Source organism: Streptomyces lienomycini (assembly GCF_027947595.1).
Classification (GTDB): Bacteria; Actinomycetota; Actinomycetes; order Streptomycetales; family Streptomycetaceae; genus Streptomyces; species Streptomyces lienomycini.
This window is the reverse complement of record NZ_CP116257.1, coordinates 6,791,646-6,814,419: the sequence shown is the minus strand read 5'-3', so window position 1 is coordinate 6,814,419 and position 22,774 is coordinate 6,791,646. Positions and strand designations below refer to the sequence as shown.

Annotated in this window: 19 protein-coding genes, 2 tRNA genes and 1 pseudogene; 15 read left to right on the top strand and 7 right to left on the bottom strand. The window is 72.8% G+C overall.

Annotated elements, in window-relative coordinates:
• Positions 1-76: 76 nt before the first annotated feature.
• The 3 genes from BJ961_RS31095 to BJ961_RS31085 all read right to left on the bottom strand — a co-directional run bounded on the left by BJ961_RS31095 (position 77) and on the right by BJ961_RS31085 (position 2,610).
• Positions 77-949 carry an LLM class F420-dependent oxidoreductase gene (locus BJ961_RS31095; RefSeq protein WP_271416100.1) on the bottom strand — a complete coding sequence of 291 codons (873 nt, stop codon included), beginning with the start codon at positions 947-949 and terminating at the stop codon, positions 77-79.
• 105 nt (positions 950-1,054) lie between these two features.
• Positions 1,055-1,531, bottom strand: coding sequence for a heme-degrading domain-containing protein (locus BJ961_RS31090; protein WP_271416099.1), 477 nt, complete (start codon positions 1,529-1,531; stop codon positions 1,055-1,057).
• Positions 1,528-2,610 carry a Gfo/Idh/MocA family oxidoreductase gene (locus tag BJ961_RS31085; protein WP_271416098.1) on the bottom strand — a complete coding sequence of 361 codons (1,083 nt, stop codon included), beginning with the start codon at positions 2,608-2,610 and terminating at the stop codon, positions 1,528-1,530. Before BJ961_RS31085 ends, BJ961_RS31090 begins: the two co-directional genes overlap by 4 nt.
• Before the next feature lie 131 nt (positions 2,611-2,741).
• Between BJ961_RS31085 and BJ961_RS31080 the strand changes: the two are divergent.
• The 12 genes and pseudogenes from BJ961_RS31080 to BJ961_RS31025 all read left to right on the top strand — a co-directional run bounded on the left by BJ961_RS31080 (position 2,742) and on the right by BJ961_RS31025 (position 14,956).
• Positions 2,742-4,144, top strand: a pseudogene (locus BJ961_RS31080) (ROK family protein).
• Positions 4,145-4,843: 699 nt separating this feature from the next.
• Entirely contained in the window at positions 4,844-5,599 is a 756-nt protein-coding gene (locus tag BJ961_RS31075) for a GntR family transcriptional regulator (RefSeq protein ID WP_271416097.1), read from the top strand.
• A gap of 152 nt (positions 5,600-5,751) precedes the next feature.
• The gene (locus tag BJ961_RS31070) at positions 5,752-6,897 is read left to right on the top strand and encodes a TIGR03364 family FAD-dependent oxidoreductase (protein ID WP_271416096.1); all 1,146 of its coding nucleotides are present in this window, start codon (positions 5,752-5,754) and stop codon (positions 6,895-6,897) included.
• Positions 6,898-6,902: 5 nt separating this feature from the next.
• Positions 6,903-7,724 (top strand): HAD family hydrolase, encoded by an 822-nt coding sequence (locus BJ961_RS31065; RefSeq protein WP_271416095.1) that lies wholly within the window; start codon positions 6,903-6,905, stop codon positions 7,722-7,724.
• A complete protein-coding gene (locus BJ961_RS31060) occupies positions 7,724-8,800 on the top strand; it encodes an ABC transporter ATP-binding protein (protein WP_271416094.1) in 1,077 nt (358 codons plus the stop codon). Before BJ961_RS31065 ends, BJ961_RS31060 begins: the two co-directional genes overlap by 1 nt.
• A complete protein-coding gene (locus tag BJ961_RS31055; protein WP_271416093.1) occupies positions 8,790-9,614 on the top strand; it encodes a 2-aminoethylphosphonate ABC transporter permease subunit in 825 nt (274 codons plus the stop codon). The genes BJ961_RS31060 and BJ961_RS31055 overlap by 11 nt, the downstream gene beginning before the upstream one ends.
• A complete protein-coding gene (locus BJ961_RS31050) occupies positions 9,601-10,398 on the top strand; it encodes an ABC transporter permease (protein WP_271416092.1) in 798 nt (265 codons plus the stop codon). Before BJ961_RS31055 ends, BJ961_RS31050 begins: the two co-directional genes overlap by 14 nt.
• 76 nt (positions 10,399-10,474) lie before the next feature.
• Positions 10,475-11,527, top strand: coding sequence for a 2-aminoethylphosphonate ABC transporter substrate-binding protein (locus BJ961_RS31045; protein ID WP_271416091.1), 1,053 nt, complete (start codon positions 10,475-10,477; stop codon positions 11,525-11,527).
• Positions 11,528-11,634: 107 nt separating this feature from the next.
• Complete coding sequence (locus BJ961_RS31040; protein ID WP_271416090.1) at positions 11,635-12,414, top strand: HAD-IIA family hydrolase; 780 nt, start codon at positions 11,635-11,637, stop codon at positions 12,412-12,414.
• 103 nt (positions 12,415-12,517) lie between these two features.
• Positions 12,518-13,075, top strand: coding sequence for a hypothetical protein (locus tag BJ961_RS31035; RefSeq protein WP_271416089.1), 558 nt, complete (start codon positions 12,518-12,520; stop codon positions 13,073-13,075).
• Positions 13,076-13,077: 2 nt separating this feature from the next.
• Entirely contained in the window at positions 13,078-13,839 is a 762-nt protein-coding gene (locus BJ961_RS31030; RefSeq protein ID WP_271416088.1) for a class F sortase, read from the top strand.
• A gap of 91 nt (positions 13,840-13,930) precedes the next feature.
• Positions 13,931-14,956 carry a glycoside hydrolase family 6 protein gene (locus tag BJ961_RS31025; RefSeq protein WP_271416087.1) on the top strand — a complete coding sequence of 342 codons (1,026 nt, stop codon included), beginning with the start codon at positions 13,931-13,933 and terminating at the stop codon, positions 14,954-14,956.
• Between the two features lie 73 nt (positions 14,957-15,029).
• Here BJ961_RS31025 and glxA read toward each other — a convergent pair whose 3' ends face one another.
• The 3 genes from glxA to BJ961_RS31010 form a co-directional block, all read right to left on the bottom strand.
• Entirely contained in the window at positions 15,030-16,967 is a 1,938-nt protein-coding gene (glxA, locus tag BJ961_RS31020; protein ID WP_271416086.1) for a radical copper oxidase GlxA, read from the bottom strand.
• The gene (locus BJ961_RS31015; RefSeq protein ID WP_271416085.1) at positions 16,964-18,991 is read right to left on the bottom strand and encodes a glycosyltransferase family 2 protein; all 2,028 of its coding nucleotides are present in this window, start codon (positions 18,989-18,991) and stop codon (positions 16,964-16,966) included. Before BJ961_RS31015 ends, glxA begins: the two co-directional genes overlap by 4 nt.
• A gap of 293 nt (positions 18,992-19,284) precedes the next feature.
• Positions 19,285-19,358, bottom strand: a tRNA-Lys gene (locus BJ961_RS31010).
• A 209-nt stretch (positions 19,359-19,567) separates the two neighbouring features.
• On the opposite strand from BJ961_RS31010, the gene BJ961_RS31005 reads away from it, so the two are divergent.
• The 3 genes from BJ961_RS31005 to BJ961_RS30995 all read left to right on the top strand — a co-directional run bounded on the left by BJ961_RS31005 (position 19,568) and on the right by BJ961_RS30995 (position 22,630).
• A complete protein-coding gene (locus BJ961_RS31005) occupies positions 19,568-20,659 on the top strand; it encodes a peptidoglycan-binding protein (RefSeq protein WP_271416084.1) in 1,092 nt (363 codons plus the stop codon).
• Between the two features lie 60 nt (positions 20,660-20,719).
• Positions 20,720-21,871 (top strand): SPFH domain-containing protein, encoded by a 1,152-nt coding sequence (locus BJ961_RS31000; RefSeq protein ID WP_271416083.1) that lies wholly within the window; start codon positions 20,720-20,722, stop codon positions 21,869-21,871.
• Positions 21,872-22,024: 153 nt separating this feature from the next.
• Positions 22,025-22,630 (top strand): lytic polysaccharide monooxygenase auxiliary activity family 9 protein, encoded by a 606-nt coding sequence (locus tag BJ961_RS30995; RefSeq protein WP_271416082.1) that lies wholly within the window; start codon positions 22,025-22,027, stop codon positions 22,628-22,630.
• A gap of 44 nt (positions 22,631-22,674) precedes the next feature.
• On the opposite strand, the gene BJ961_RS30990 is transcribed toward BJ961_RS30995, so the two are convergent.
• Positions 22,675-22,748 (bottom strand) — tRNA-Lys (locus tag BJ961_RS30990).
• Positions 22,749-22,774: the final 26 nt, after the last annotated feature.

Genomic DNA, 22,774 nt, shown 5'->3' with positions numbered 1-22,774 from the left:
GCGGGGGGTGATCGGCGGCTGCGCGTGCGTCGTGGTTGATCGCGCAGTTCCCCGCGCCCCTTCGGGGCGCCTCGACTCAGCCCAGTAGCGAAGCGAGGCGGCGCCAGCCCTCCCTCGGGAGGCGGGTCATGTCGTCCTCCACCAGCTGGAGGGCGACATGGTCGGCGCCCGCGGCGTGGAAGGCGTCGATGCGGGCGCGGATCGTGGCGTCGTCGCCCCAGGCGAACACGGCGTCGATGAGGCGGTCGCTGCCGCCGCCGGTGACGTCCGCGTCGGTGAAGCCGAGGTTCAGGAAGTTCCTGGTGTAGTTCGGCAGCTTCAGGTACATGGCCAGATAGGCGCGGGCCGTCGCGCGGGCGCGGGACGGGTCGGAGTCGAGGACGACCTTGAACTCCGGGGCCAGCAGCGGGCCGTCGCCGAGGCGCTCGCGGGCCTGCGCGGTGTGCTCGGGCGTGACCAGGTACGGGATGGCACCCGCCGCCCGGTCCCGGGACAGGTCCAGCATCTTCGGGCCGAGCGCGGCCAGCACCCGGTGCTCGGACCGCATCCCCGCCCGGTCCAGCTCGTCCAGGTAGCCGACCATCGTCGAGTACGGGCGGCTGTACCCCTTCACACTCGGGCCGTGGCTCACGCCGAGCCCGAGCAGGAAGCGGCCCGGGTGGGACACCTCCAGCTCGGCGAAGCCCGCCGCCGCCTCGGACGCCTTGTGCTCCCAGATGCTCTGGATGCTGGTGCCGACCACGATCCGCGAGGTCGCCCCGATCAGCGGGGCGGCGTGCCGGGCGGCGCTGTTGCCGCCCAGCCACAGGGCACCGAACCCGAGCCGCTCCAACTCGGCCGCCGCCTCGGCGCGTTCACCGGCACCTTCTGGGGCCTCCGCGCGCAGGGCGGCGTTCCAGACGCCGTACCGTCCGATCGAGTCCTTCAGGGAAGCCGTCGTCTCGTTCATCGTCGCGAATCCTCCGGTGAGCACGGTGATCAACCTCGGTAACTGCCTGCCAACCACGGGTACCCACTGCTGATTCCTCGAGTACGCCGGACAGGGCCGTACGGGCTACTCGCCGAGGAACCGCTCCAGCGCCGCCACCACGAGCCGGTGGTCCTCCACCTGCGGCAGGCCCGACACCGTCACCGCGCCGACCACACCGACGTCGGCGACGGTGACCGGGAAGGATCCGCCGTGCGCCGCGTACGTGTCGAGGTCGAGCCGGGAGGACTCCTCGAAGGTCGTGCCCTTGGCCCGGAAACGCGAGCCGACCAGGTACGACGCCGAGCCGTACCGCTCCACGACCCGGCGCTTGCGGGCGATCCAGGCGTCGTTGTCCGGCGTGGCACCCGGCAGGGCGGCGTGGAAGAGCTGCTGGCCGGCCCGGTGGATGTCGATCGCGACCGGCGCCCCGCGCTCACGGGCCAGCTCCACCAGGAGGGAACCCAGCGCCCACGCGTCGTCGTTCGTGAACCGGCGGAAGACCAGGCGGCGCTCCTGCTCCTCCAGCTCCGCCACGGTCGGTGTCGTCCGCGCGCCGCTCACAGGGTCACCACCACGGAGTCGCGGGCGGAGCGGCGGGCCGCCTCCAGCACGTCCAGGGCGGCGGCCGCGTCCCGGGCGTCCACCGGGTTCGGGCCGCCCTCGCGCAGCGCCTTCGCCACCGCCGCGTAGTACGCGGGGTAGTCGCCCGCGACCGTCGCCTCCACCTGCCCGCCGCCGGTCAGCGGGGACTCGCCGGAACCGACGCGGCCCCACAGCGACTCGTCCTCCTCGCCCCAGCCCGGGCCCGGCCGCTTGCCCTCGCGCAGCGCCGCCTCCTGCGGGTCGAGGCCGTGCTTGACGTACCCCGCCTTCGAGCCGAGCACCCGGAAACGCGGGCCGAGCTGCGCGGCGGTGGAGGAGACGTGCAGGTGGGAGCGGACGCCGTTCGCGTGCGTGAGCGCGAGGAACGTGTCGTCGTCCGCCTCCGCGCCCGCCCGCCGGACCACGGACTCGGCGTACACCTGGGTGACCGGGCCGAAGAGGACCAGCGCCTGGTCGACGACGTGGCTGCCGAGGTCGTACAGGAGTCCCCCGATCTCCGCCGGGTCGCCGGACTCGCGCCAGCCGCCCTTCGGCTTCGGCCGCCAGCGCTCGAAGCGGGACTCGAAGCGCCACACGTCGCCCAGCGCGCCCTCGGCGAGCAGGTGGCGCAGGGTGAGGAAGTCGTTGTCCCAGCGGCGGTTCTGGAAGACGGAGAGCAGCAGACCGCGCGCCTCGGCCAGCGCCGCCAGCTCGCGCGCCTCGGCCGCCGTGCCCGCCACCGGCTTGTCCACCACGACCGGCAGACCGGCCTCCAGGGCGCGCGTCGCGAGCGGTACGTGCGTCTTGTTCGGGGACGCGACGACGACCAGGTCCAGCTCGGCGGCCCGGTCGAACAGCTCGTCCGGCGTGGCGACGGTCCGCACGTCCGGGAACTCGGCGCGGGCCTGGCGCTGCCGCTCCTCGTTCGACGTGACGACCGTGTCCAGGGCCAGGCCCTCGGTGGCGGCGATCAGCGGGGCGTGGAAGACGGAACCCGCGAGCCCGTAGCCGACGAGGCCGACGCGCAGCGGGGGAGTGCCGGAAGGAGTACCAGTCATGCGTCCTACTTTCGCAACGGTGTTGCCAAAGTGCAAGCGCCGGGGACAATGGGGGCGTGGACAGGACGAACGGCGGAGGTACGGGGACCGGCGCGGGCGGTGCCGGGGGTGGCGTCGGCGCCGGTGGCGGCATGCGGGGAGCGGCGGGGGGCGCCAACCTCCTCGCCCTGCGCAGCCACAACACCGCCCTCGTGCTCGACCTGCTGCGCACCGCCGGCGCGGAGGGCATCAGCCGGCTGGAACTCGCCGAGCGCACCGGGCTCACCCCGCAGGCCGTCAGCAAGATCACCGCCCGGCTCCGCGGCGAGGGCCTGGCCGCCGAGGCCGGACGCCGCGCGTCCACCGGCGGCAAGCCGCGCACGGTACTGCGCCTGGTCCCCGAGGCGGGCCACGCCCTCGGCGTCCACCTGGACCGGGACGAACTGCGGGCGGTGCTGGTCGACCTCGACGGCACCGTGGTGGCGGAGCGGCGCGCTCCGCTGGACCTGGGCGCGGGCGCGGAGACCGTGCTGGACGAGGTGGCGCGGGCGGCGGAGGAAACCGTGGCGGAGGCGCTGGGACCGCCCGCCCCCGCCGGGTCGCGGCCTGCTGCCGGGGCGCGGTCCGTTGACGGGTTGCGGTCCTCCGCCGGGTCGTGGCCCCCGCCGGGTCGTGGCCTGCGGCCGGGGCGCGGTCCGCTGCCGGGTTGCGGTCCTCCGCCGGGTCGTGGCCCTCCGCCGGGTTGCGGCCCCCTGCCGGGTCGCGGTCCGCTGACGGGTCGCGGCCCCCCGCCGGGTCGCGGCCCCCTGGGGCGGAGGGCGTAGGGCCGCCGGGCGGTGCCCTCGTCGTCGCGCCCACCCTCCTCGGGCTCGGTGTGGCCCTCCCGGGGCCCCTCGACCACGTCCGGGGTGTCCTGCACCGGGTCACCGGCTTCCCGGAGTGGGACGGCTACCCGCTGCGGGACGCGCTGGCGCGGCGGCTGGGCGTGCCGGTCGTCGTCGACAAGGACACCAACGCGGCGGCGCTCGGCCTCGCGGTCGGCGGCGCGGGCGGCGAGCGGGGCGGCGAGCGGGGCGGCGACGGCGGCTCCTTCGCCTACCTGCACCTCGGCACCGGGCTCGGCGCGGGCCTCGTCTTCGGCGGCGGCGTGCACCGCGGCGCCCGGACCGGTGCCGGCGAGTTCGGGCACCAGGTCGTCCAGCTGGACGGGCCGCCCTGCACCTGCGGTGCCCGCGGTTGCATAGAGGCCCTGTGCCTGGCCGCCGTCGCCCGCGGGGACCTCGCGGAGGCGGCGAGGGTGCTCGGCACGGGCGCCGCGAACCTCGCCGGGCTGCTGGACATCGACCTGGTGCTGCTGGGCGGCCGTACCGTCGCCGCCGCCCCCGGGGCCTTCGTGCACGGCGTCGGCGCGGTCCTCGACGCCCGTGCCCGGCGCGAGGGCGGTCAGGACGACGCCGTACCGGTGCGGCTCGCGCCGGGCGGGACCCGCGGGGTGGCGGAGGGCGCGGCCCAACTGCTGCTCGCGCCGCTGTTCGGCCGGGGGGACGGCGGCTGAGCCGACCAGGGCGTCCGGGTGCCGCCCCGGGGCGAGCGGGTCTGACCTGGGCGCTCGGGTGCGGCCCCGGGCCGAGTAGGTCTGCCCCGACCGACCGGGTGCGGCCCCGGGCCGCCGGGGGATCGAGCAGGTCTGTTCCGGGTGACCGGGTGCGGTCCCGGGCTGCCGGGGGATCGAGCAGGTCTGTTCCGGGTGGCCGGGTGCGGTCCCGGGCTGCCGGGGGATCGAGTAGGTCTGTTCCGGGTGGCCGGGTGCGGTCCCGGGCTGCCGGGGGATCGAGCAGGTCTGTTCCGGGTGGCCGGGTGCGGTCCCGGGCTGCCGGGGGATCGAGTAGGTCTGTTCCGGGTGGCCGGGTGCGGTCCCGGGCTGCCGGGGGATCGAGCAGGTTTGCCCCGGATGACCAGGCGCCGCCCCGGGCCTCCCGGGATCGAGCAGGGCCGACCCGGGCGGGCCTGGCCGCCGGGCGGAGCCGGGTGCACCGGTGTCCCGTCCGTCGACGACCTGCCCGCGTGACCCGGCTCGCCCCATGTGGCCCGGCACCGGGACCCTGCGGACGCCACCGCGCCGTCGCCCCCGGGTGAGACCTGACCGAGCCCGGGTCCGCTCCGTCGGCCCGGGTCGGCTCGTCGGCCCGAGTTGGCCGGGTCGGCCGGGTCGGCCCGGTCAGCTCCCGTCTGCCGTGTCTGCGACCATCCCTGCGTGGACTATCCGAACGACCAGGCCCCCGGCGCCCCCGTCCGCTCCGGGATCCCCGAGCACGGCCGCGTGCCGAAGTACTACGCCGTCAAGGCACGGATCGACCGCCTCGTCGGCGCACTCGGGGAGGGCCGCGCCATCCCCACCGAGCGGGACCTGGCCGAGCGCTACGAGGTTGCCCGCGAGACCGTGCGGCAGGCCCTGCGCGAACTCGTGCTGGAGGGCAAACTGCGCCGGCAGGGACGCGGCACCGTGGTCGCGGGCCCCAAGCTGGCGCAGCCGCTGTCCCTGGCCAGCTACACGGAGGGCGTCCGGCGCCAGGGGCGCACCCCCGGTCGTGCGCTCGTCACCCTCGACCGCTTCCCCTGCCCCGACGTGCTCGCCGCCGAGACCGGCCTCACGCGCGGGGAGCCCGTCTGGCACCTGGAGCGCGTACTGCTCGCCGACGACGAGCGGGTCGGGCTCGAGAGCACCTACGTAGCCGTGGCCCGCATCCCCGACCTGGACACCGCCTTCGACCCCGACTCCTCCTTCTACGCCCACCTCGCCGAGCAGGGCATCGCCTTCGGGGACGCCGACGAACGCATCGAGACCGTGCTCGCCACCCCGCGCGAGGCCCTGCTCATCGGCACCCCGCCGGCCCTCCCGATGCTGCTCATCCACCGTGTCTCCCGCGACACCGGGGGACGCCCGCTGGAGCGGGTGCGCACGCTCTACCGGGGCGACCGCTTCTCCTTCACCACCCATCTGCGCGGCTGAAAACCGCCCCTCATCCGCCTCTCGTACGCACTCATTCCGCCTCACATCCCCTCATCCGTCCTCCATATTGATAACGAGTGGATAACGGGTCTAGCCCAAACGTGATGGCCAGTTCACGCTCTCGTCGTCGGCCGGATTCCTCCGGTTCCCCGATGCAAAGGAGCGTGGCGGTCGTGAAAGTCATAGTCGTCGGAGCCGGCGTGGTGGGCACCATGCACGCCTGGCACGCAGTGAACCGCGGCCACGAGGTCGTACAGATCGAGCGCGAGACCGAGGCCCGTGGTGCCTCGCTGCGCAATTTCGGCCAGATCTGGGTCAGTGGCCGAGCAGGCGGGGAGGAGCTGGAGACCGCGCTGCGGGCCCGGGAGCTGTGGGAGGAGCTCGGCGGCCGGATCCCGGCGCTGGGCTTCCGCCCGAACGGCTCCCTGACCCCGCTCCGCGGCGATCTGGAGCGCGCCGTCGCCGAGGCGGCGCTCGCCCGCCCGGACGCCGCCGCCCGCGGCCACAAGCTCCTCACCCCCGGCGAGGCTCGCGCCCTGAACCCGGCCCTGCGCGGCGCGTTCGACGCCGCGCTGTACTGCGAGCGCGACGCCGCCGTCGAACCGCGCACCGCACAGCTCGCCCTGCGCGCGGAACTGGGCAGGTCCCCGCGCTACACCTTCCTGCCCGGCCGCGAGGTCCGCGACGTCGTCGGCGAACACGCCGTCCGCGACGACCACGGCGACACGCACACCGGCGACGCCGTCGTCCTGTGCACCGGCGCCTGGCTCGGCGGCCTCGTCCGCGAGCTGGCCGGCCCCGACCTGCCGGTGCGCCGCGTCCGCCTCCAGATGATGCAGACCGACCCCCTCGGCGAACCGCTCACCACCTCGGTCGCCGACGCCGACAGCTTCCGCTACTACCCCGCCTACGGCTCGCCCGCCCTGGACGAGCTGAACGCCCGGCAGCCGCAGCCCGCCACCGCCGCCGAGCACCGCATGCAGTTGCTGATGGTCCAGCGCGCCGACGGCGGCCTGACCATCGGCGACACCCACGCGTACGACCACCCCTTCGACTTCGACACCGTCGAGGACCCCTACGAGCACCTCACCGGCGTCGTCGAGTCCCTCCTCGGCCGCCCGCTGCCCACGATCCGCCGCCGCTGGGCCGGGGTGTACGCGCAGTGCACCGACAAGAGCCGGGTCGTGCACCGGCAGCGGGTGCGCGACGGCGTGTGGCTGGTCACCGGGCCCGGCGGGCGCGGCATGACCTGCTCGCCCGCGATAGCCGAGACCACCGCGAACGAACTGGGCTGGTGACACCCATGACACCCACGACCGACACGACACCCACGACCGACACGACACCCACGACCGACACGACACCCACGACCGACACGACACCCACGACCGACACGACACCCACGACCGACACGACACCCACGACCGACACGACGCCCGCCCCCGACATCCGCCTCGTCGTCCTCGACATGGCCGGCACCACCGTCGCCGACGGCGGCCTCGTCGAGCGTGCCTTCGACACCGCCGCCCGCGCCCTGGGCGTCGAACCCGGCACCCCGGACCACGCCGAGAAGCTCGCCCACGTCCGCGCCACCATGGGCGAGTCCAAGATCTCCGTCTTCCGGCACCTGTTCGGCGACGAGGACCGCGCCCGGCATGCCAACGCCGCCTTCGAGCAGGCGTACGGCGCCCTCGTCGGCGGCGGCCTGATCGCCCCCGTACCCGGCGCCCGCGAGGCCGTCGAGGAACTGGCCGCCGACGGCCGCACCGTCGTCCTCACCACCGGATTCGCCCGCGTCACCCAGGACGCCATCCTCGACGCGCTCGGCTGGCGCGGCCTGGTGCCGCTCACCCTGTGCCCCGCCGACGCCGGCGGACGCGGACGCCCCCACCCGGACATGGTGCTGACGGCGTTCCTGCGCACCGGCGCCGCCGATGCCGTACGGCAGGTCGCCGTCGTCGGCGACACCTCGTACGACGTGCTCAGCGGGGTACGGGCCGGTGCCGGACTGGTCGCCGGGGTGCGGACCGGGGCCCACGGCGACGACGCCCTCCGTGAGGCGGGCGCGACCCACGTCCTCGACTCCGTCGCCGACCTGCCCGCCCTGCTGCGCGGAGCCGGCTGATGGCCGCCCGCCCCGCCTGCGGCATCCGCTTCGACCGGGTCACCGTCGCCTACGACGGCAACGTCGTCCTCGACGCCCTGGACCTCACCGTGGAACCCGGCGAGGTCATGGCGCTGCTCGGGCCGTCCGGATCCGGCAAGACCACCGCGCTGCGGGCGGTCGCCGGGTTCGTACGGCCCGCCTCGGGGCGGGTGTTCCTCGGCGACCGCGACGTCACCGGCCTGCCCCCGCACCGGCGCGGCATCGGCATGGTCGTCCAGCAGTACGCCCTGTTCCCGCACATGCGGGTCGAGGAGAACGTCGCCTTCGGACTCCGCGCCCGCAAGGTCCCCCGGGCCGAGGTCCGGGCACGGGTCGCCGAAGCGCTGGACATGACCGGCATGGGCGCCTACGCCCGACGCCACCCCCGCGAGCTGTCCGGCGGCCAGCAGCAGCGCGTCGCCATCGCCCGCGCGCTGGCCATCCGGCCCGGCGTCCTGCTCCTGGACGAACCACTGTCCGCGCTCGACGCCCAACTGCGCTCCGGGATGCTCGCCGAACTGGCCCGGCTCCACCGCGAGCTGCCCGACGTGTCGATCCTCTACGTCACCCACGACCAGGTGGAGGCCCTCACCCTCGCCGACCGGATCGCGGTGATGGACAGGGCCCGCCTCCAGGCCTGCGGCACCCCGCGCGAGCTGTACCGGGCGCCGGCCAACGCCTTCACGGCGTCCTTCGTCGGCAACGCGAACCTCCTGCCGGTGACGGTGCGGCCCGGCGGGGCGCTGCTGGGGCGGGCGAAGCTGGAACTCGACAGCCGGGGCGTCGCGCCGGGCGCCTCGGCGACCCTGTGCGTACGCCCGCACCTCGTCGGGATCGGTGAGGGTCCCGGGCCCAACCGGTTCACCGGGACGGTGGGGGAGATCCAGTGGCGGGGCGCGACGCACCGGCTGTACGTCGACGTCGCGGGCCACCGCGTCATGGCCGACGTGCGGGAACTGCGGGACCCGCCCGCCCACGGCGACGAGGTCACCCTGCACTTCGCCCCCGACGACGCGGTGCTGCTGCCCGCGGGGGTGAGCGCCGATGAGGAGTAAAGCGGCGTACCTGTGGGCCCTGCCGCCCGTGGCCCTCCTCGCGCTCTTCTTCCTCTACCCCCTCGCCCTCGTCGTCCAGCAGTCCTTCCAGCCGGACACCGGCGGCACCTCCCTGGAGCCGTACGCCGACGTCCTCGCCTCCACCGCCTTCCGGGAGGCGCTGTGGACCACCGTGTGGCTGGCCCTCGCCGCCACCGCCGGGTGCCTGCTCCTCGGGTTCGTGCTCGCGCTGGTCATCGCGTTCGTGCCGTTCCCGGGGGCGCGGGCGGTGGCCCGGTTCGTCGACGTCTTCCTCTCCTTCCCGTCCTTCCTGATCACCCTCGCCCTGCTCTTCGTCTACGGCACGGTCGGCATGGCCAACGGCGTGTGGACCGACGTGACGGGAGCGGCGGAGGGGCCGTTCCGGTTCCTCACCACGCCGTGGGGCGTACTGCTCGCCGAGATCACGTACTTCACCCCGTTCGTGATGCGTCCGCTGCTCGCCGCCTTCTCCCAGCTGGACACCGCCCAGCTGGAGGCCGCCGGTTCGCTGGGCGCCCGCGCTCCGCGCGTCGTCCGGCGGATCATCCTGCCGGAGGCGCTGCCCGCGCTCGCGGCCGGCGGCAGCCTGGTCCTCGTCCTGTGCCTCAACGAGTTCGGCATCGTCCTGTTCACCGGCGCCAAGGGCGTCACGACCCTGCCGACCCTCGTCTACGGCAAGGCGATCCTGGAGTCCGACTACCCGGGTGCCTGCGTGGTCGCCGTCGTCAACGTCCTGATCTCCGTGGGCCTCTACGGCCTCTACCGGGTGGTGAGCCGCCGTGCTCGTGCATAGCCGCGGGGCGAGGTGGGCCGTGTGGGCCCTCTTCCTCCTCCTCTTCCTGCCCCTGTTCGCCCTGCCCCTGCTGGTCGTCCTCGGTGCCTCCTTCGCCACCCACTGGTCCGGCGTGCTGCCCTCGGGACCGACCACCGCCCACTACGCGGCCGCCACCCGCGGCGAGGCCCTCCAGGCGCTCACCACCAGCCTGGTCACCGCCGTCACCGCCAGCCTGGTCGCGCTGGCGGCCGGCACCTGGGCCGCCCTCGCCGCGGCGGCGCTGGAACAGCGGTACCGCAAGGCGGTCGACGCCCTGTTCGTGCTGCCCCTCGCCGTGCCCTCCGTCGTCGTGGGACTCGCCACCCTGGTCGCCTTCTCCCAGCCGCCGATGCTGCTCAACGGCACCCGCTGGATCGTGATCATCGCCCACACCGTGCTGGTGACCGCCTTCGCCCACCAGTCCGTCTCCGCCGCGCTCACCCGCCTCGACCCGGCCTACGAACAGGCCGCCGCGTCGCTGGGCGCCTCACCGGCACACGTCCTGTGGCGGGTGCGGCTGCCGCTGCTGCTGCCGTCCCTGACCGCGGCCGCCGGTCTCTGCTTCGCCCTGTCCATGGGCGAGCTGAGCGCCACGATGATGCTCTACCCGCCCGACTGGACCCCGCTGCCCGTCCTGATCTACGCGGCCACCGACCGCGGCGCCCTGTTCACCGGCTCCGCCGTCGCCGTGGTCCTCATGACGGCCACCCTGCTGGTGCTGCTCGCGGTCTCCCGGATCCGCACCAGAGCCTCGTACCGCTGAACCAGCCCTCGCCACCGCCACCGCCACCGCCACCGCCCCCACGCCCCGACCCGACCCGCAAGGAGTTCGCCCCGCCATGCCCAGGAACGCCGCCACACCGCTCGCCGCCCTCTGCGTCCTCGCCCTCCCCCTGACCGCCTGCGGCGGCACCTCCGCCGCCTCCGACGAGAACGTCGTCACCGTCTACAGCGCCGACGGCCTCAAGGGTGAGAACGGCGACGGCTGGTACGACCGGGTCTTCGCCGACTTCGAGAAGGAGACCGGTATCGAGGTCGAGTACGTCGAGGGCGGCTCCGGCGAGATGGTGCAGCGAACCGTCCGGGAGAAGCGCAACCCGCAGGCCGACGTCCTCGTCACGCTCCCGCCCTTCATCCAGCAGGCCGACACCAAGGGGCTGCTCCAGAAGTACGCCCCCCAGGGACTCGATCACGTCAACGGCGCCGACAAGGCGGCGAACGGCACCTGGACCGCCGTCGTCAACAACTACTTCGGCTTCGTCCACAACACGAAGGAGCTGAAGCAGGCCCCCACCACCTGGGAGGACCTGCTCGACGCCAGGTACAAGAACAAGCTCCAGTACTCCACCCCCGGCGTCGCCGGCGACGGCACCGCCGTCCTCATCAAGGCGATGCACGACTTCGGCGGCGAGAAGCCCGCCATGGAGTACCTGAAGAAGCTCCAGGCCAACAACGTCGGCCCGTCCGCCTCCACCGGCAAGCTCGCCCCCAAGGTCGACAAGGGTGAACTCCTCGTCGCCAACGGGGACGTCCAGATGAATTACGCCCAGTCCACGTCCCTGCCGAACCTCGGCATCTGGTTCCCGGCCCGCGAGGGCGGCAGGCCCACGACCTTCGCCCTGCCTTACGCGGCCGGTCTGGTCACCGACGCCCCGCACACCGAGAACGGCAGGAAACTCCTCGACTACCTGCTGAGCCGGAAGGCGCAGCAGCAGGTCAGCGAGATCGGCGGCGGCTTCGCGGCCCGCCAGGACGTCAAGGCCACCGACGCCAACGCCGTCGCCCTCACCCGGCTGATGGACGGGGTGGAGGTCTTCGAGCCGGACTGGAGCGACATCGAGGAGAACCTCACCGCCTACATCGACGCCTGGAAGGAGGCGACGGGCGGCTGAGGCGAGGGGCGGCCGGGGCGACCGGGAGCTGAGACGGCCGTTCCCTCAAGATCCTGCTCTGTCTAGGCTGGGGCGCACGCAGGACCGCGCAGGCAGGAGACCCGCACATGGCAGACCGCAAGCCCATCGAGTCGTGGCTCACCGACATGGACGGGGTCCTCATCCACGAAGGCGTGCCGATCCCCGGTGCCGACGCCTTCCTCAAGAGGCTCCGCGAGTCCGGCAAGCCCTTCCTGGTCCTCACCAACAACTCGATCTACACCCCGCGCGACCTGCACGCCCGGCTGCGGCGCATGGGCCTGGAAGTGCCGATCGACTCCATCTGGACCTCGGCGCTGGCCACCGCCCAGTTCCTGGAGGACCAGCGGCCCGGCGGCTCGGCCTACGTCATCGGCGAGGCGGGCCTCACCACGGCCCTGCACGACATCGGCTACATCCTCACCGACCACGACCCCGACTACGTCGTCCTCGGCGAGACCCGCACGTACTCCTTCGAGGCCATGACGAAGGCGGTACGGCTGATCAACGCGGGCGCCCGCTTCATCTGCACCAACCCCGACGAGACCGGCCCCTCCGCCGAGGGGCCGCTCCCGGCGACCGGCGCGGTGGCCGCCCTGATCACCAAGGCGACCGGCAAGCAGCCGTACTTCGCGGGCAAGCCCAACCCGCTGATGATGCGCACCGGGCTCAACGCGATCGGCGCCCACTCCGAGACCAGCGCGATGATCGGCGACCGCATGGACACCGACGTGCTGGCCGGCATGGAGGCCGGGATGCAGACCTTCCTGGTGCTCACCGGCCTCACCCGGCCGGAGCAGGTCGAGGACTTCCCGTACCGCCCGTCCCAGGTGGTCGACTCGATCGCGGACCTCGTCGCGCGGGTCTGAAACCCGGACGTCCCCCGCGTGACCCGATCGGAGCAGCCCGACCCCCGCGCGGGATGCGGGAACCGGGCGCGCGGGGGAGCCTCCAGACAACTGGAGGTACACGATGGGCTCACTGAAGGTCACCCTCTGTGCCGGAGGCGCGCTGGCCGCCGCGTTGTGCGCGCCGGCGGCCACCGCCCACGCGGCGGACGGCGGCGGTGTCTCCGTGACACCGTCCGCGCCCGCCCCCGGCACGGACGTCACACTCCGCGTGCCCGACTGCGCCGAGAAGACGGCCGTCGCCGTGTCCGCGGCCTTCGAGTCGGACGTCCGGCTCGGCCTCACCGCGGAGAACGGCGCCCTGGTCGGCTCCAGCCGGGTCCGCACCAGCGTGCGGGCCGGCGTGTACGCCGTGCAGGTCACGTGCGGCGGGCAGGCGCGCAAGGGCACCATCACCGTCCACGACGAGGGGCGCCCGACCGCCCACGCCTCGCCCGTCGCCCCCGTCGACGCGGGAGGCGGCGGCACCGCCCGGCTGACGGCCGCCTCCGACGGCACGCGGCAGGCCCGTTCCGAGCCGCCCGGCACGGCGCACACCGTGACCGGCCTGGTCCTCGCGGGCATCGCCGCCGTCGCCGTCGCGCTGCGCAGCGTCCGCAGCCGGAGTCGCGGGACGGACTGACCATGTCGGAACAGGACGAGCAGGACGGGCAGGAGGAGCGGGGCAAGCAGGACGAGCGGGGCAAGCGGGATGAGCAGTGCGGACAGGGCGCCGCGCAGAAGACCGGGTCGGAGACCGCTGTCCCCGGCGGGCGCCTGGTCACCGGCATCGCGTGGGTGGTGCTCCTCCTCGGCCTGTGGCTGTGGGGCCGCGAGGCCACCGACGTGCGCGAGGGCGTGTCCCGGCCCGCCATCGGGGACATGGCGGCGGCCGGCCGGCCCCGCGACGTACCCCTGCCGCCCGCCCACGCACCCCTCGACGACGCCCGGCCGCAGCGGCTGGAGATCCCCGGACTCGACATCGACGCGTCCGTCGTGGCCCGCGGCCTCGATGCCAAGGGCGCCATCGAACCACCGCCCTTCGACCGGCCCGGCACCGTCGGCTGGTACGCGGCCGGGGTCGCCCCCGGAGCCGCCGGGACCGCCCTGATGGTCGGCCACGTCGACACCGAGACCCAACCCGCCGTGTTCTACCAGCTCAGCACCCTCGAACCCGGCCAGACGATCCGGGTGGTCCGCGACGACGCGGAGGTCGCCGAGTTCACCGTCGACGACGTCCAGGTCCTCGCCCGCGACGGCTTCGACGCCCAGCAGGCCTACGGACCCCGCGACACGGGCCGCTCCGAGCTCCGCCTCATCACCTGCGGCGGCACCTTCGACCGCACCACCGGCGGCTACACGGCCAACGTCGTCGTCTCCGCCTACCTGACCGGAACCGGCACATAGCACAGCGCTCCTCCGTCTGCCGGGGAACCGGCCGGGCGCAGAAGGCGTATGTCAGGATTGAGCCTCGCAACAGTGCACCCAGGGGGGTTGGATGTACGGCAGCAAGCCGGCCGGAAACATGTCCAGGAGGCGGGCTGCGTCGGCGGCGGCACTCGGGGCGGCGGCCCTGCTCCTCGCGGGCTGCTCCTCGTCCGGTGACGGGGACGGCAAGGGCACGGGCGCCGGGATCACGCAGCAGCCCCGGGAGGCCGACCCGTTCTGGGTCAACCCCGACGGCACCGCGGCCGAGCAGGTGGCCTCCCTCACCGAGGCGGGCGAGAAGGACCAGGCCGCACAGCTCCGCAAGATCGCCCAGCAGCCGACCGGCGAGTGGATCAGCCCGGAGAACCCCGAGGAGCAGGCCCGCGGTTTCACCGAGGCCGCCGACGAGACCGACCGCACCGCGCTGCTCGTCCTCTACAACATCCCGCACCGCGACTGCGGCCAGTACTCGCAGGGCGGTGCCGCCGACGGCGACGCCTACCGCTCCTTCGTCGACGGCGTGGCCAAGGGCATCGGCGACCGCGCCGCCACCGTCGTCCTGGAACCGGACGCCGTGCTCCACCTGGTGGACGGCTGCACCCCGCAGGAGTTCCACGAGGAGCGCTACGACCTGCTCAACGGTGCCGTCGACAAGCTCACCGCCCTGAAGAACACCAAGGTGTACCTGGACGCGGGCAACGCCGGCTGGGGCCACCCCGACCAGATCTTCGACCCCCTGAAGCGGGCCGGCATCGACCGGGCCGACGGCTTCGCCGTCAACGTCTCGAACTTCTACACGACCGAGGAGTCCGTCGCGTACGGCAAGCAGCTCTCCGCCAAGGTGGGCGGCAAGCCGTTCGTCGTCGACACCAGCCGCAACGGCAACGGCCCCTACACCGAGGGCGCCCCCGACGAACGCTGGTGCAACCCGCCCGGCCGGGCCCTCGGCGAGACCCCGACGACGAAGACCGCCGACCCGCTGGTCGACGCCTATCTGTGGGTCAAGCGCCCGGGAGAGTCGGACGGCGAGTGCAAGGGCGGCCCGAAGGCGGGGGAGTGGTATCCCGAGTACGCCTTGGAACTGGCGCGGGGGTAGACCCCCCTGGGGCGCGGGGACTGCGCCATCGACCACCACGCGCCCCGCGCCCGACCACGCACCCGGGGGACCGCTATGGCACCCGCACCCACTCGGCCTTGGACGGCGTCCCCTCTCCGTCCGTCACGAACATCATGTACCACCCCGACTGGACCAGGTTCTCGTTCTCCGGCACCGTCACCGTCAGCTTGTCCCCGGCCGCCTTGAAGTCCAGCGCGATCGAGCGCTGATCGACGTCGGTGACGTGCGTGGACGCGCTCGGCCGGATCAGCCGCACCTTCTTGACCGTCGACGCCACCCGGGACGTGAACGTCCCCGACTCGCCGCGCGCGATGGTCTGCGGGCCGCCCGACAGGTCCGGCCGCGAGTCCCGGTACAGGTACGGCGGCGTGTAGATCTCGATGCGCTGCTCGAACTTGCCCGGCTTGGTGTTGGCCTTGTCGGCGTAGAGCGAGTCCGAGCCGAAGAACATCAGGCGACCGTCGGGCAGCAGGATCGAACCGGAGTGGTAGTTGCGGCCGACCAGCGGATCGGCGACCTGCTCGAAGTCGTTGGTGTCCGGGTGGTACAGCCGCGCCTGGAGGATGTTGGAGTCGCCGCGGCCCCGGTAGTCCTCCGAGCCGCCGGAGACCAGCACGCTGTCGTCGGGCAGCACCGAGGCCTGCGGATAGCGCGTGCCCTTCTCCAGTGACGGCCCGTCGACGAACTTCGGGTCGTCCGCCCTGAGGTCGACGATCCGGGTCTTCTCGCTGGCCAGCTTGGACTCACCGACCCCGCCGCCGCCGATCACCATGAACTTCTCGTCCTGCGCCGGCGGCAGCAGCACCGTGTTCGCCGTCTCCAGCATCTTGTCGTCGCTCATGCCGGGGACCTTGGTGAACTTGTTGGTCTCCACGTCCCAGATGCCCGGGTCGCGGCCCACGTCGTCGGGCCCGTAACCGGCGTTCGCGCCCGAGTAGAAGATCTTGCCGTTCTGCATCAGGAACAGCGCCGGGTACGTCGGGAACTGACGGACCTTGTCGGTGTAGGTCCACTCCTTGGTCTCCGGGTCGTAGATCTCGTTCTTGCCCGGGACCAGCTGGCCGATGTCGTCGAGACCGGAGACGCTGAGGATCTTGCCGTCGCCCAGGGTGGTGAGCGTCGGGTACCAGCGGGCCTCGTGCATCGGGTCGACCTTGATGTACTTCTCGGCGACCGGGTCGAACTCGAAGGCGTCCCGGATGCCCTGGAAGTCCTTCTTGTCGAGGGCGAGCTTCTGCGCGATGCCGTAGGTGTTGCGCGCGTCCGTGCCCGACAGCCCCTGGATCCGGTAGTTGTCCTCCGTACCCGTCTCGTACTCGGCGCCGGTCTTCTGCGCCTCGACGTAGATGCGCCCGAGCCCCGGGTCGTTGCGCAGGAACTCCCCGGTCGCCGGGTCGAAGACCTTCTCGGCGCGGGGTACCAGGACCGGATCCTTGGAGACGAACGTCTTGCCGTTCTCCTTGCCGGTGAACTTGGTGCCCGCCGGCAGGGTGATCGGCTTGTCCGGGTTCTCGTTGTGCACCACCATCAGGCCGCCGGCCTTGGTGACGTCGCCCTTGAGCTTCTCGTACCGCTTGGTGCCGCCCGCGATCAGCAGGTTGCCGTTGGCGAGCTGCGTGTGCCCGGTGCAGAACAGGTCGGTGGGCGTCGGCACCTTCTTGATGGTCCCCTTGACGGGGTCCCAGATCCGGGTGTCGTACTGCTTGGCGTCGGAGTTGTCCTGGTTGTTGCCGGACCCGGCGACCATCAGCACCTTGCCGGTGCGCAGCAGCGCCGCGTGGATGGTGTTCTGCCGGTACTTCTCGGGAAACTCGATGATCTCCCACTTGCCGTTGGCGGCCTTGTACTCCGGCTGGTTGATCTTGTACTGGTGGTATTTCTCGGTGCTGAAGCGGTAGAGCCACGGCCCGTTCATCCCGGCCAGCGCGACTACCACCGCCGTACCTATCGCGAAGCGACGGGCGCGGCGGCGGCCGGCACGGTCTTTCATTCCTTACGTCCCCCAAGTCCACCAAGGGCGATCTGCATGGTCTGGTCGTCGCCCCCGTCGGCGGGGGCGGCCCAGCTGGGTTTCTGCTGCGGCGCGTGCGGCGCGTACGGCGCCTGCTGCTGGTGTGCCGCGTGCGGCGCGTACGGTGCGTACGCCTGCTCGGGCGTCGGCTGCTGGGGCTGCTGCGACGGGACCCGCGGGGCGGGCTCCGCCGCCGCGGCCGGCGGTTGCTTCTTCGCTTTCCGCAGCTCGTGGCGCCAGGCGAACATCGGCGACGCGGTGATCAGCAGGGCGAAGGTCGCCCAGATGATCATCGCGGGGTGCGAGTGGCCGAAGGCGAGACCGGCGGCGATCGAGCCACCGAAGATCACGATGAAGTACCAGTGGTACCGGAAGGTGCCGAACAGCGTGTCGGGGCTGGCCGAGTCGCCCTTCGGAGTCACCACGAACTTGCTCTTGCGCCGCAGCACGGAGTCGATCAGCGCCTTCGCGTACAGCGGCGCCGACAGCGCGGACATGATCATACCGGCCACACCGCCGGAGCCCTCCGGCTCGTGCGGGGAGACGTTGTGGCGGCGGTTCCAGACGTACAGGCCGATCTGGAGCGCGGAGGCGTTGCCGTAGAGCATCAGCCAGACCGCCGGGTCGATGTTGACGCCGGACGCACCCAGGCCCAGGAACAGGCAGCAGCTCAGCGCCGCCAGGATCCAGTTCAGGGCCGACATCGGATAGAAGATGATCATCATCGTGTAGTTGAAGAGCTTGCTCGGCGGGAGCGAGTACCAGCCCTTCCAGTACTGCTTGAGGATCGTCTCGTACGTCCCCCGGGACCAGCGCATCTGCTGGGTGAAGAAGTCCGTCCAGGCGTTCGGGCCCTCGCCGACCGCGAGCACGTCCGGGGTGTAGACCGAGCGCCACTTGCGGCCGGTGACCGGGTTCTTGTGGCGGTGCATCTCGAAGCCGGTCGCCATGTCCTCGGTGATCGAGTCGTACAGACCGCCGATCTGCTTGAGCGCCCGGATGCGCACCGCGTTGGAGGTGCCCACGAACATCGGCCCGCCGTAGCGGTTGCCGGCGCGCTGGATCAGCGCGTGGAAGAGGAACTGCTGCGACTCGGCGGCCTTGGTGATCGGGTTGTCGTAGTTGCCGTAGACCTGCGGGCCGATGACGAAGCCGACGTCCGGGTCGCGGAAGAAGCCGAGCATCCGCTCCAGGTAGTTGGGCAGCGGCACGTGGTCGGTGTCGACGGAGGCGAAGAAGTCGTAGTCGTCGCCGTGCGCCTCCAGCCAGGCGTTGTAGTTGCCGTGCTTGGTCTTGGCGCGGTGCGGGCCCTTCTTCCGGTTCCACTTCGCGACGCCCTTGCGGGAGAAGTGGTGCACGCCCAGGCGCGCGCACACCTCCTTCACCTCCGGGTCGTCGCCCTCGTCGAGGAGCCAGACGTGCATCAGACCGCGGTGGCGGATCTTCACGGCCGCCTCCAGGGTCTTCGTCACCATCTCCAGCGGCTCCTTGCCGGGCACGAAGGAGGTGAGGAAGGCGACCTTGGTGCCGGTCTCGGGCACCACCGGGACCGGGTCGCGGGCGACCAGGGTGGCGTGCGCGTTCGACAGCACGTTCAGGCAGCGGAACAGCTCGATCAGGCCGATCGCGACGAGCATCACGATGTCGAGCGCGGGCAGCCAGTCGAAGGCCACGTAGTCGCGCTCGGTCCAGTGCTCGGGCTGGAGCAGCCACACCAGCAGCACCACCGAGAGCAGCGGCGCGGCGGCCAGCATCAGCGCGACCCGGAAGCGGTGCGGTTCCTGCGAGATCAGCGAGCGGTACTGGACCCGGTACGGCTTGTTCGGGTCCGGCTGGGTGAGGGGGCCCGCGAGGCGGCTGTAGTGCTCGTAGTCGTACTTGGGCAGCGTCTTGCGTATCCGGCGGAACGAACCGGTGTTCCAGTTCCGGTGCCCGGGCACCCTGAGCTGGGTGGTCCGGGACGGGTCGTGGTCCTGCCCGGCGCCCGTCGGCGTCGACGTCATGAGTCATCCCCCCACACGCGGGTCATGCGTGTTTCGTCGCTTCCTTCGCCTGCTCCGGTCCCCCTCGACCTTCACAGACGTCACCGTCGTGGGTCGCTGTCACCACGGCATCCACACCTTATATAGACATGGAACGGCGACCCCCGGTTGCATGATGCCCCCCTCGGCATCCCGTCGGCACCCGGCCCCCCGACCGGACCAGGGTTCTACGGCGTTCGTCATGATCGCAAGACGTCCCGGGACCGGACACGCCGAAGGCCCCCCGTGTGATACGGAGGGCCTTCGACCGTCGGTGCGCCGCCAGGGACTCGAACCCCGGACCCGCTGATTAAGAGTCAGCTGCTCTAACCAACTGAGCTAGCGGCGCCTGCTGACCTGCACAACTCTACCCGATGCCGACCCGTGCTCCGGACCACTCCCGCCGGGGTCCCGCCGGGCTTCCCTCGGGACCTTCCGGGGCCGGTTACATCATTCGGACCGTCAACATGCGTGCCGGAGGGACAGTTGAGAAACTGACCGACATCTACCGAAGTGGACCGACTCGGGCATTTCCGCCGGGAGTGTGAGGGGAATCGCATGGAGGCTCCCGTATTCGAGGAGATCGACCCCGCGGGCGACTGCGGGTGCCCGGGTTGCCGGCACTGGCGGCGCGTCCTGCCGCATGCCCCGGCCGGCCGCGCGCTCGCCCATCCGGCGGCCTGCCGCGCCCTGGTGGTGGCCACCGCCGCCGCTTCCGCGACCGTCGTGTCCGCGCTCGGCGCCGGGCAGGCGGCGGCGGTCCCCGCCGCCGTCCACGCGCCCCACCGGCCGGGCGTTCCCGCCGAGGACGAGCCCGGCACGCCGCAGGGTGCCAGGGGTCCGCTGCACGGTCCGGCCGGCCGGCCCGTGGGGCCCCCGGCCCGCGCGGAACTGGCCGCCCTCACCCGTGCGGAGATCATCGACCGGGCCAGGACGTGGGTCGCCGCGAAGGTCCCGTACAGCCTGACCGCCTACTGGTCCGACGGTTACCGGCAGGACTGCTCGGGCTTCGTGTCCATGGCGTGGAAGCTGCCCGCCAACGAGTGGACCGGGAGCCTCGGCAGCTTCGCCGACCGCATCACCAAGGAGGAACTCCAGCCCGGCGACATGCTGCTGTTCCACAACGCGTCCGACCCCACGAAGGGCTCCCACGTGGTGATCTTCGGCGGCTGGACGGACACGGCGCACACCACGTACACGGCGTACGAGCAGACCCCGCCGCACACCCGCAGGCTGGACACGCCCTACGCCTACTGGAGCGACTCCGCCAAGTACCTGCCGTACCGCTACAAGGGGGTCGCGGCGAGCGAGCAGGCCGAGTCGGGCAAGGCGGCCGCCGAGGGCGCCCCGCCCGCCACCGCCGACCCCGCGGCCGCGTCCCCCGGGGTGGCGGGCCCCGCCTCGCACGGGGTGGCCGGCTACCCGGGACGGGCGATGTTCGGGCCGGGCGCGGACAACCCGTACGTCACCCGGCTCGGCAGGCAGCTGGTGCGCAAGGGGTTCGGCACGCACTACACGAAGGGGCCGGGTCCGCGCTGGGGCGAGGCGGACCGGCGGGGCGTCCAGGCCTTCCAGCGCGCCCAGGGCTGGCGCGGCGGTGCGGCGGACGGCCATCCGGGCCCCGAGACCTGGCGACGGCTCTTCTCGTGACCGTCCGCCCCGAGGTGATCACCCGTTCATGAGGCGTCTGGCGCGGAGGCTGGAGCACGCATGAGTACGAACACGACATCGTCGACGGACCCCCGGGCCGCGGCGCCGGACACCACCGAGAGCGCGGCCGGGGCCGAGGCCGGACCCCGGCCCGCCCGGCTCATCCACAACGAGGCCACCACCGAGATCCCCGTCCACCTGCTGTTCCGCGACGATCCCGATCCGGCGCCGGTCCCCCTGCGCCCCGCGGTCGTCGCCCGCCGGCAGGTCCCCGGGGAGCGGCCCCGCGCACGGCGCCCCGTCGCGGCACGACCGCGCCCGGTGCCGTCGGTCGACCCGGAGCTGACGGAACGTCCGGCCCGGGTGCTGCCCGGCGCCGCGGGCGTGGCCGCCGGTCTCTGCGGCGCGGCCGGCTGCGCCCTCACCTCCTGGTGGGCCGGTCTCGTACCGCCGCTCGCCGCCCAGGCCCTGGGACTGCCGGCGTTCGCGGGCGTCGGGCTCGGGCCCGCGCAGTGGGCGGCGTACGCGGGGGCCGGGGCGCTCGGGATGTTCGGGTTCGGCGGGCTGGCCCGGGGGCGAACCGGGCGGGCCTGGGTGCTCGGCCTGTTCGGCCGCTACCGGGGGACGGTGCGCCGCACCGGTCTGATGTGGGTGAACCCGCTGCTGCTGCGCCGCCGGGTCGACGTGCGGCTGCGGCACTGGCGCAGCGAACCGATGCCCGCGGCCGACGGCAACGGGGTCGCGCTGCGCGCGGTGACGCTGGTGGTGTGGCGGGTGCGGGACACCGCGCGGGCCACGCTGGGCGTCGAGGACCACGAGACGTATCTGCGCGAGTGCGTCGAGGCCGCGCTGGCCCGGGTCCCGGTGGAGCCGCTCGGCACGGTGCGCAGCTCGGCGGACGTGGCCGGGGACACGCTGACCCGGCTGGTGGCGGCGGACGCGGCGCCGGTCGGTCTGGAGGTGTTCTCGGTGCGGCCGGTCCGGGTGGAGTACGCCCCCGAGGTGGCCGCCGCGATGCACCGGCGCCGGATCGCCGCCCTGGACGCGGCGCAGCGCGCGAGCGTGCTCACCTCGGTCGTGGACTCGGTGGAGGACACGGTGACCCGGCTGACCATGCGCGGCCTGGTCGAACTGGACGACTACGAGCGCAAGGTGCTGGTGAAGGACCTGACGGTCGCCTTCTGCGCGGGTCGGGGCGACACGGGGGCCTGACCCGCCGACGGGGACCGGCGTCCGGGGCCGCCGCCCGGCGGACAGCGCGTTCCGCTATTGGTATGGACATGTTCAACTACCGGCCATAATCTGAACTTGGTCTAGACCTGCACGGCTCACTGAACTTCCCCACACGTCACAGGGAGCAGCAGTATGCGCACAAGGACCAAGCTGTACGCGGCCGCGCTGGGCATGGCGACCACCGGAGCCCTCGTGCTCTCGTCCGGCGGTGCCAGCGGGCACGGCTACACCGACCTGCCCGTCAGCCGGCAGAAGGTGTGCCAGAACGGCACGGTGAGCGGGTGCGGCTCCATCCAGTGGGAGCCGCAGAGCGTCGAGGGACCCAAGGGCTTCCCGGCCTCCGGTCCGGCCGACGGAAAGATCTGTTCCGCGGGCCACGGGACGTTCGCCGCGCTCGACAGCCCCAAGCAGCCGAACGGCCAGGCGTGGCCGACCACCCGGGTGAACGGCGGGCAGAGCTACACCTTCCGCTGGCAGTTCACCGCCCGGCACGCCACGACCGACTTCAAGTACTACGTCACCAAGCCGGGCTGGAACCAGAACCACAACCTCGCCCGGTCCGACCTCAACCTCACCCCGTTCTTCACGGTGCCCTACGGCGGCAAGCAGCCCCCGGCCACGCTCTCCCACAGCGGCACGCTGCCCTCCGGGCTGAGCGGACACCACGTGATCGTGGCGGTCTGGACGGTCGCCGACACGGCCAACGCGTTCTACGCGTGCTCGGACGTGACCTTCTGAACGAGTGAAGGGCCCCCTCGCCGAGCGAGGGGGCCCTTCCGTTGTGCGCCGCCAGGGACTCGAACCCCGGACCCGCTGATTAAGAGTCAGCTGCTCTAACCAACTGAGCTAGCGGCGCATGACTCCCGCCGTCCGCTTCCGCGG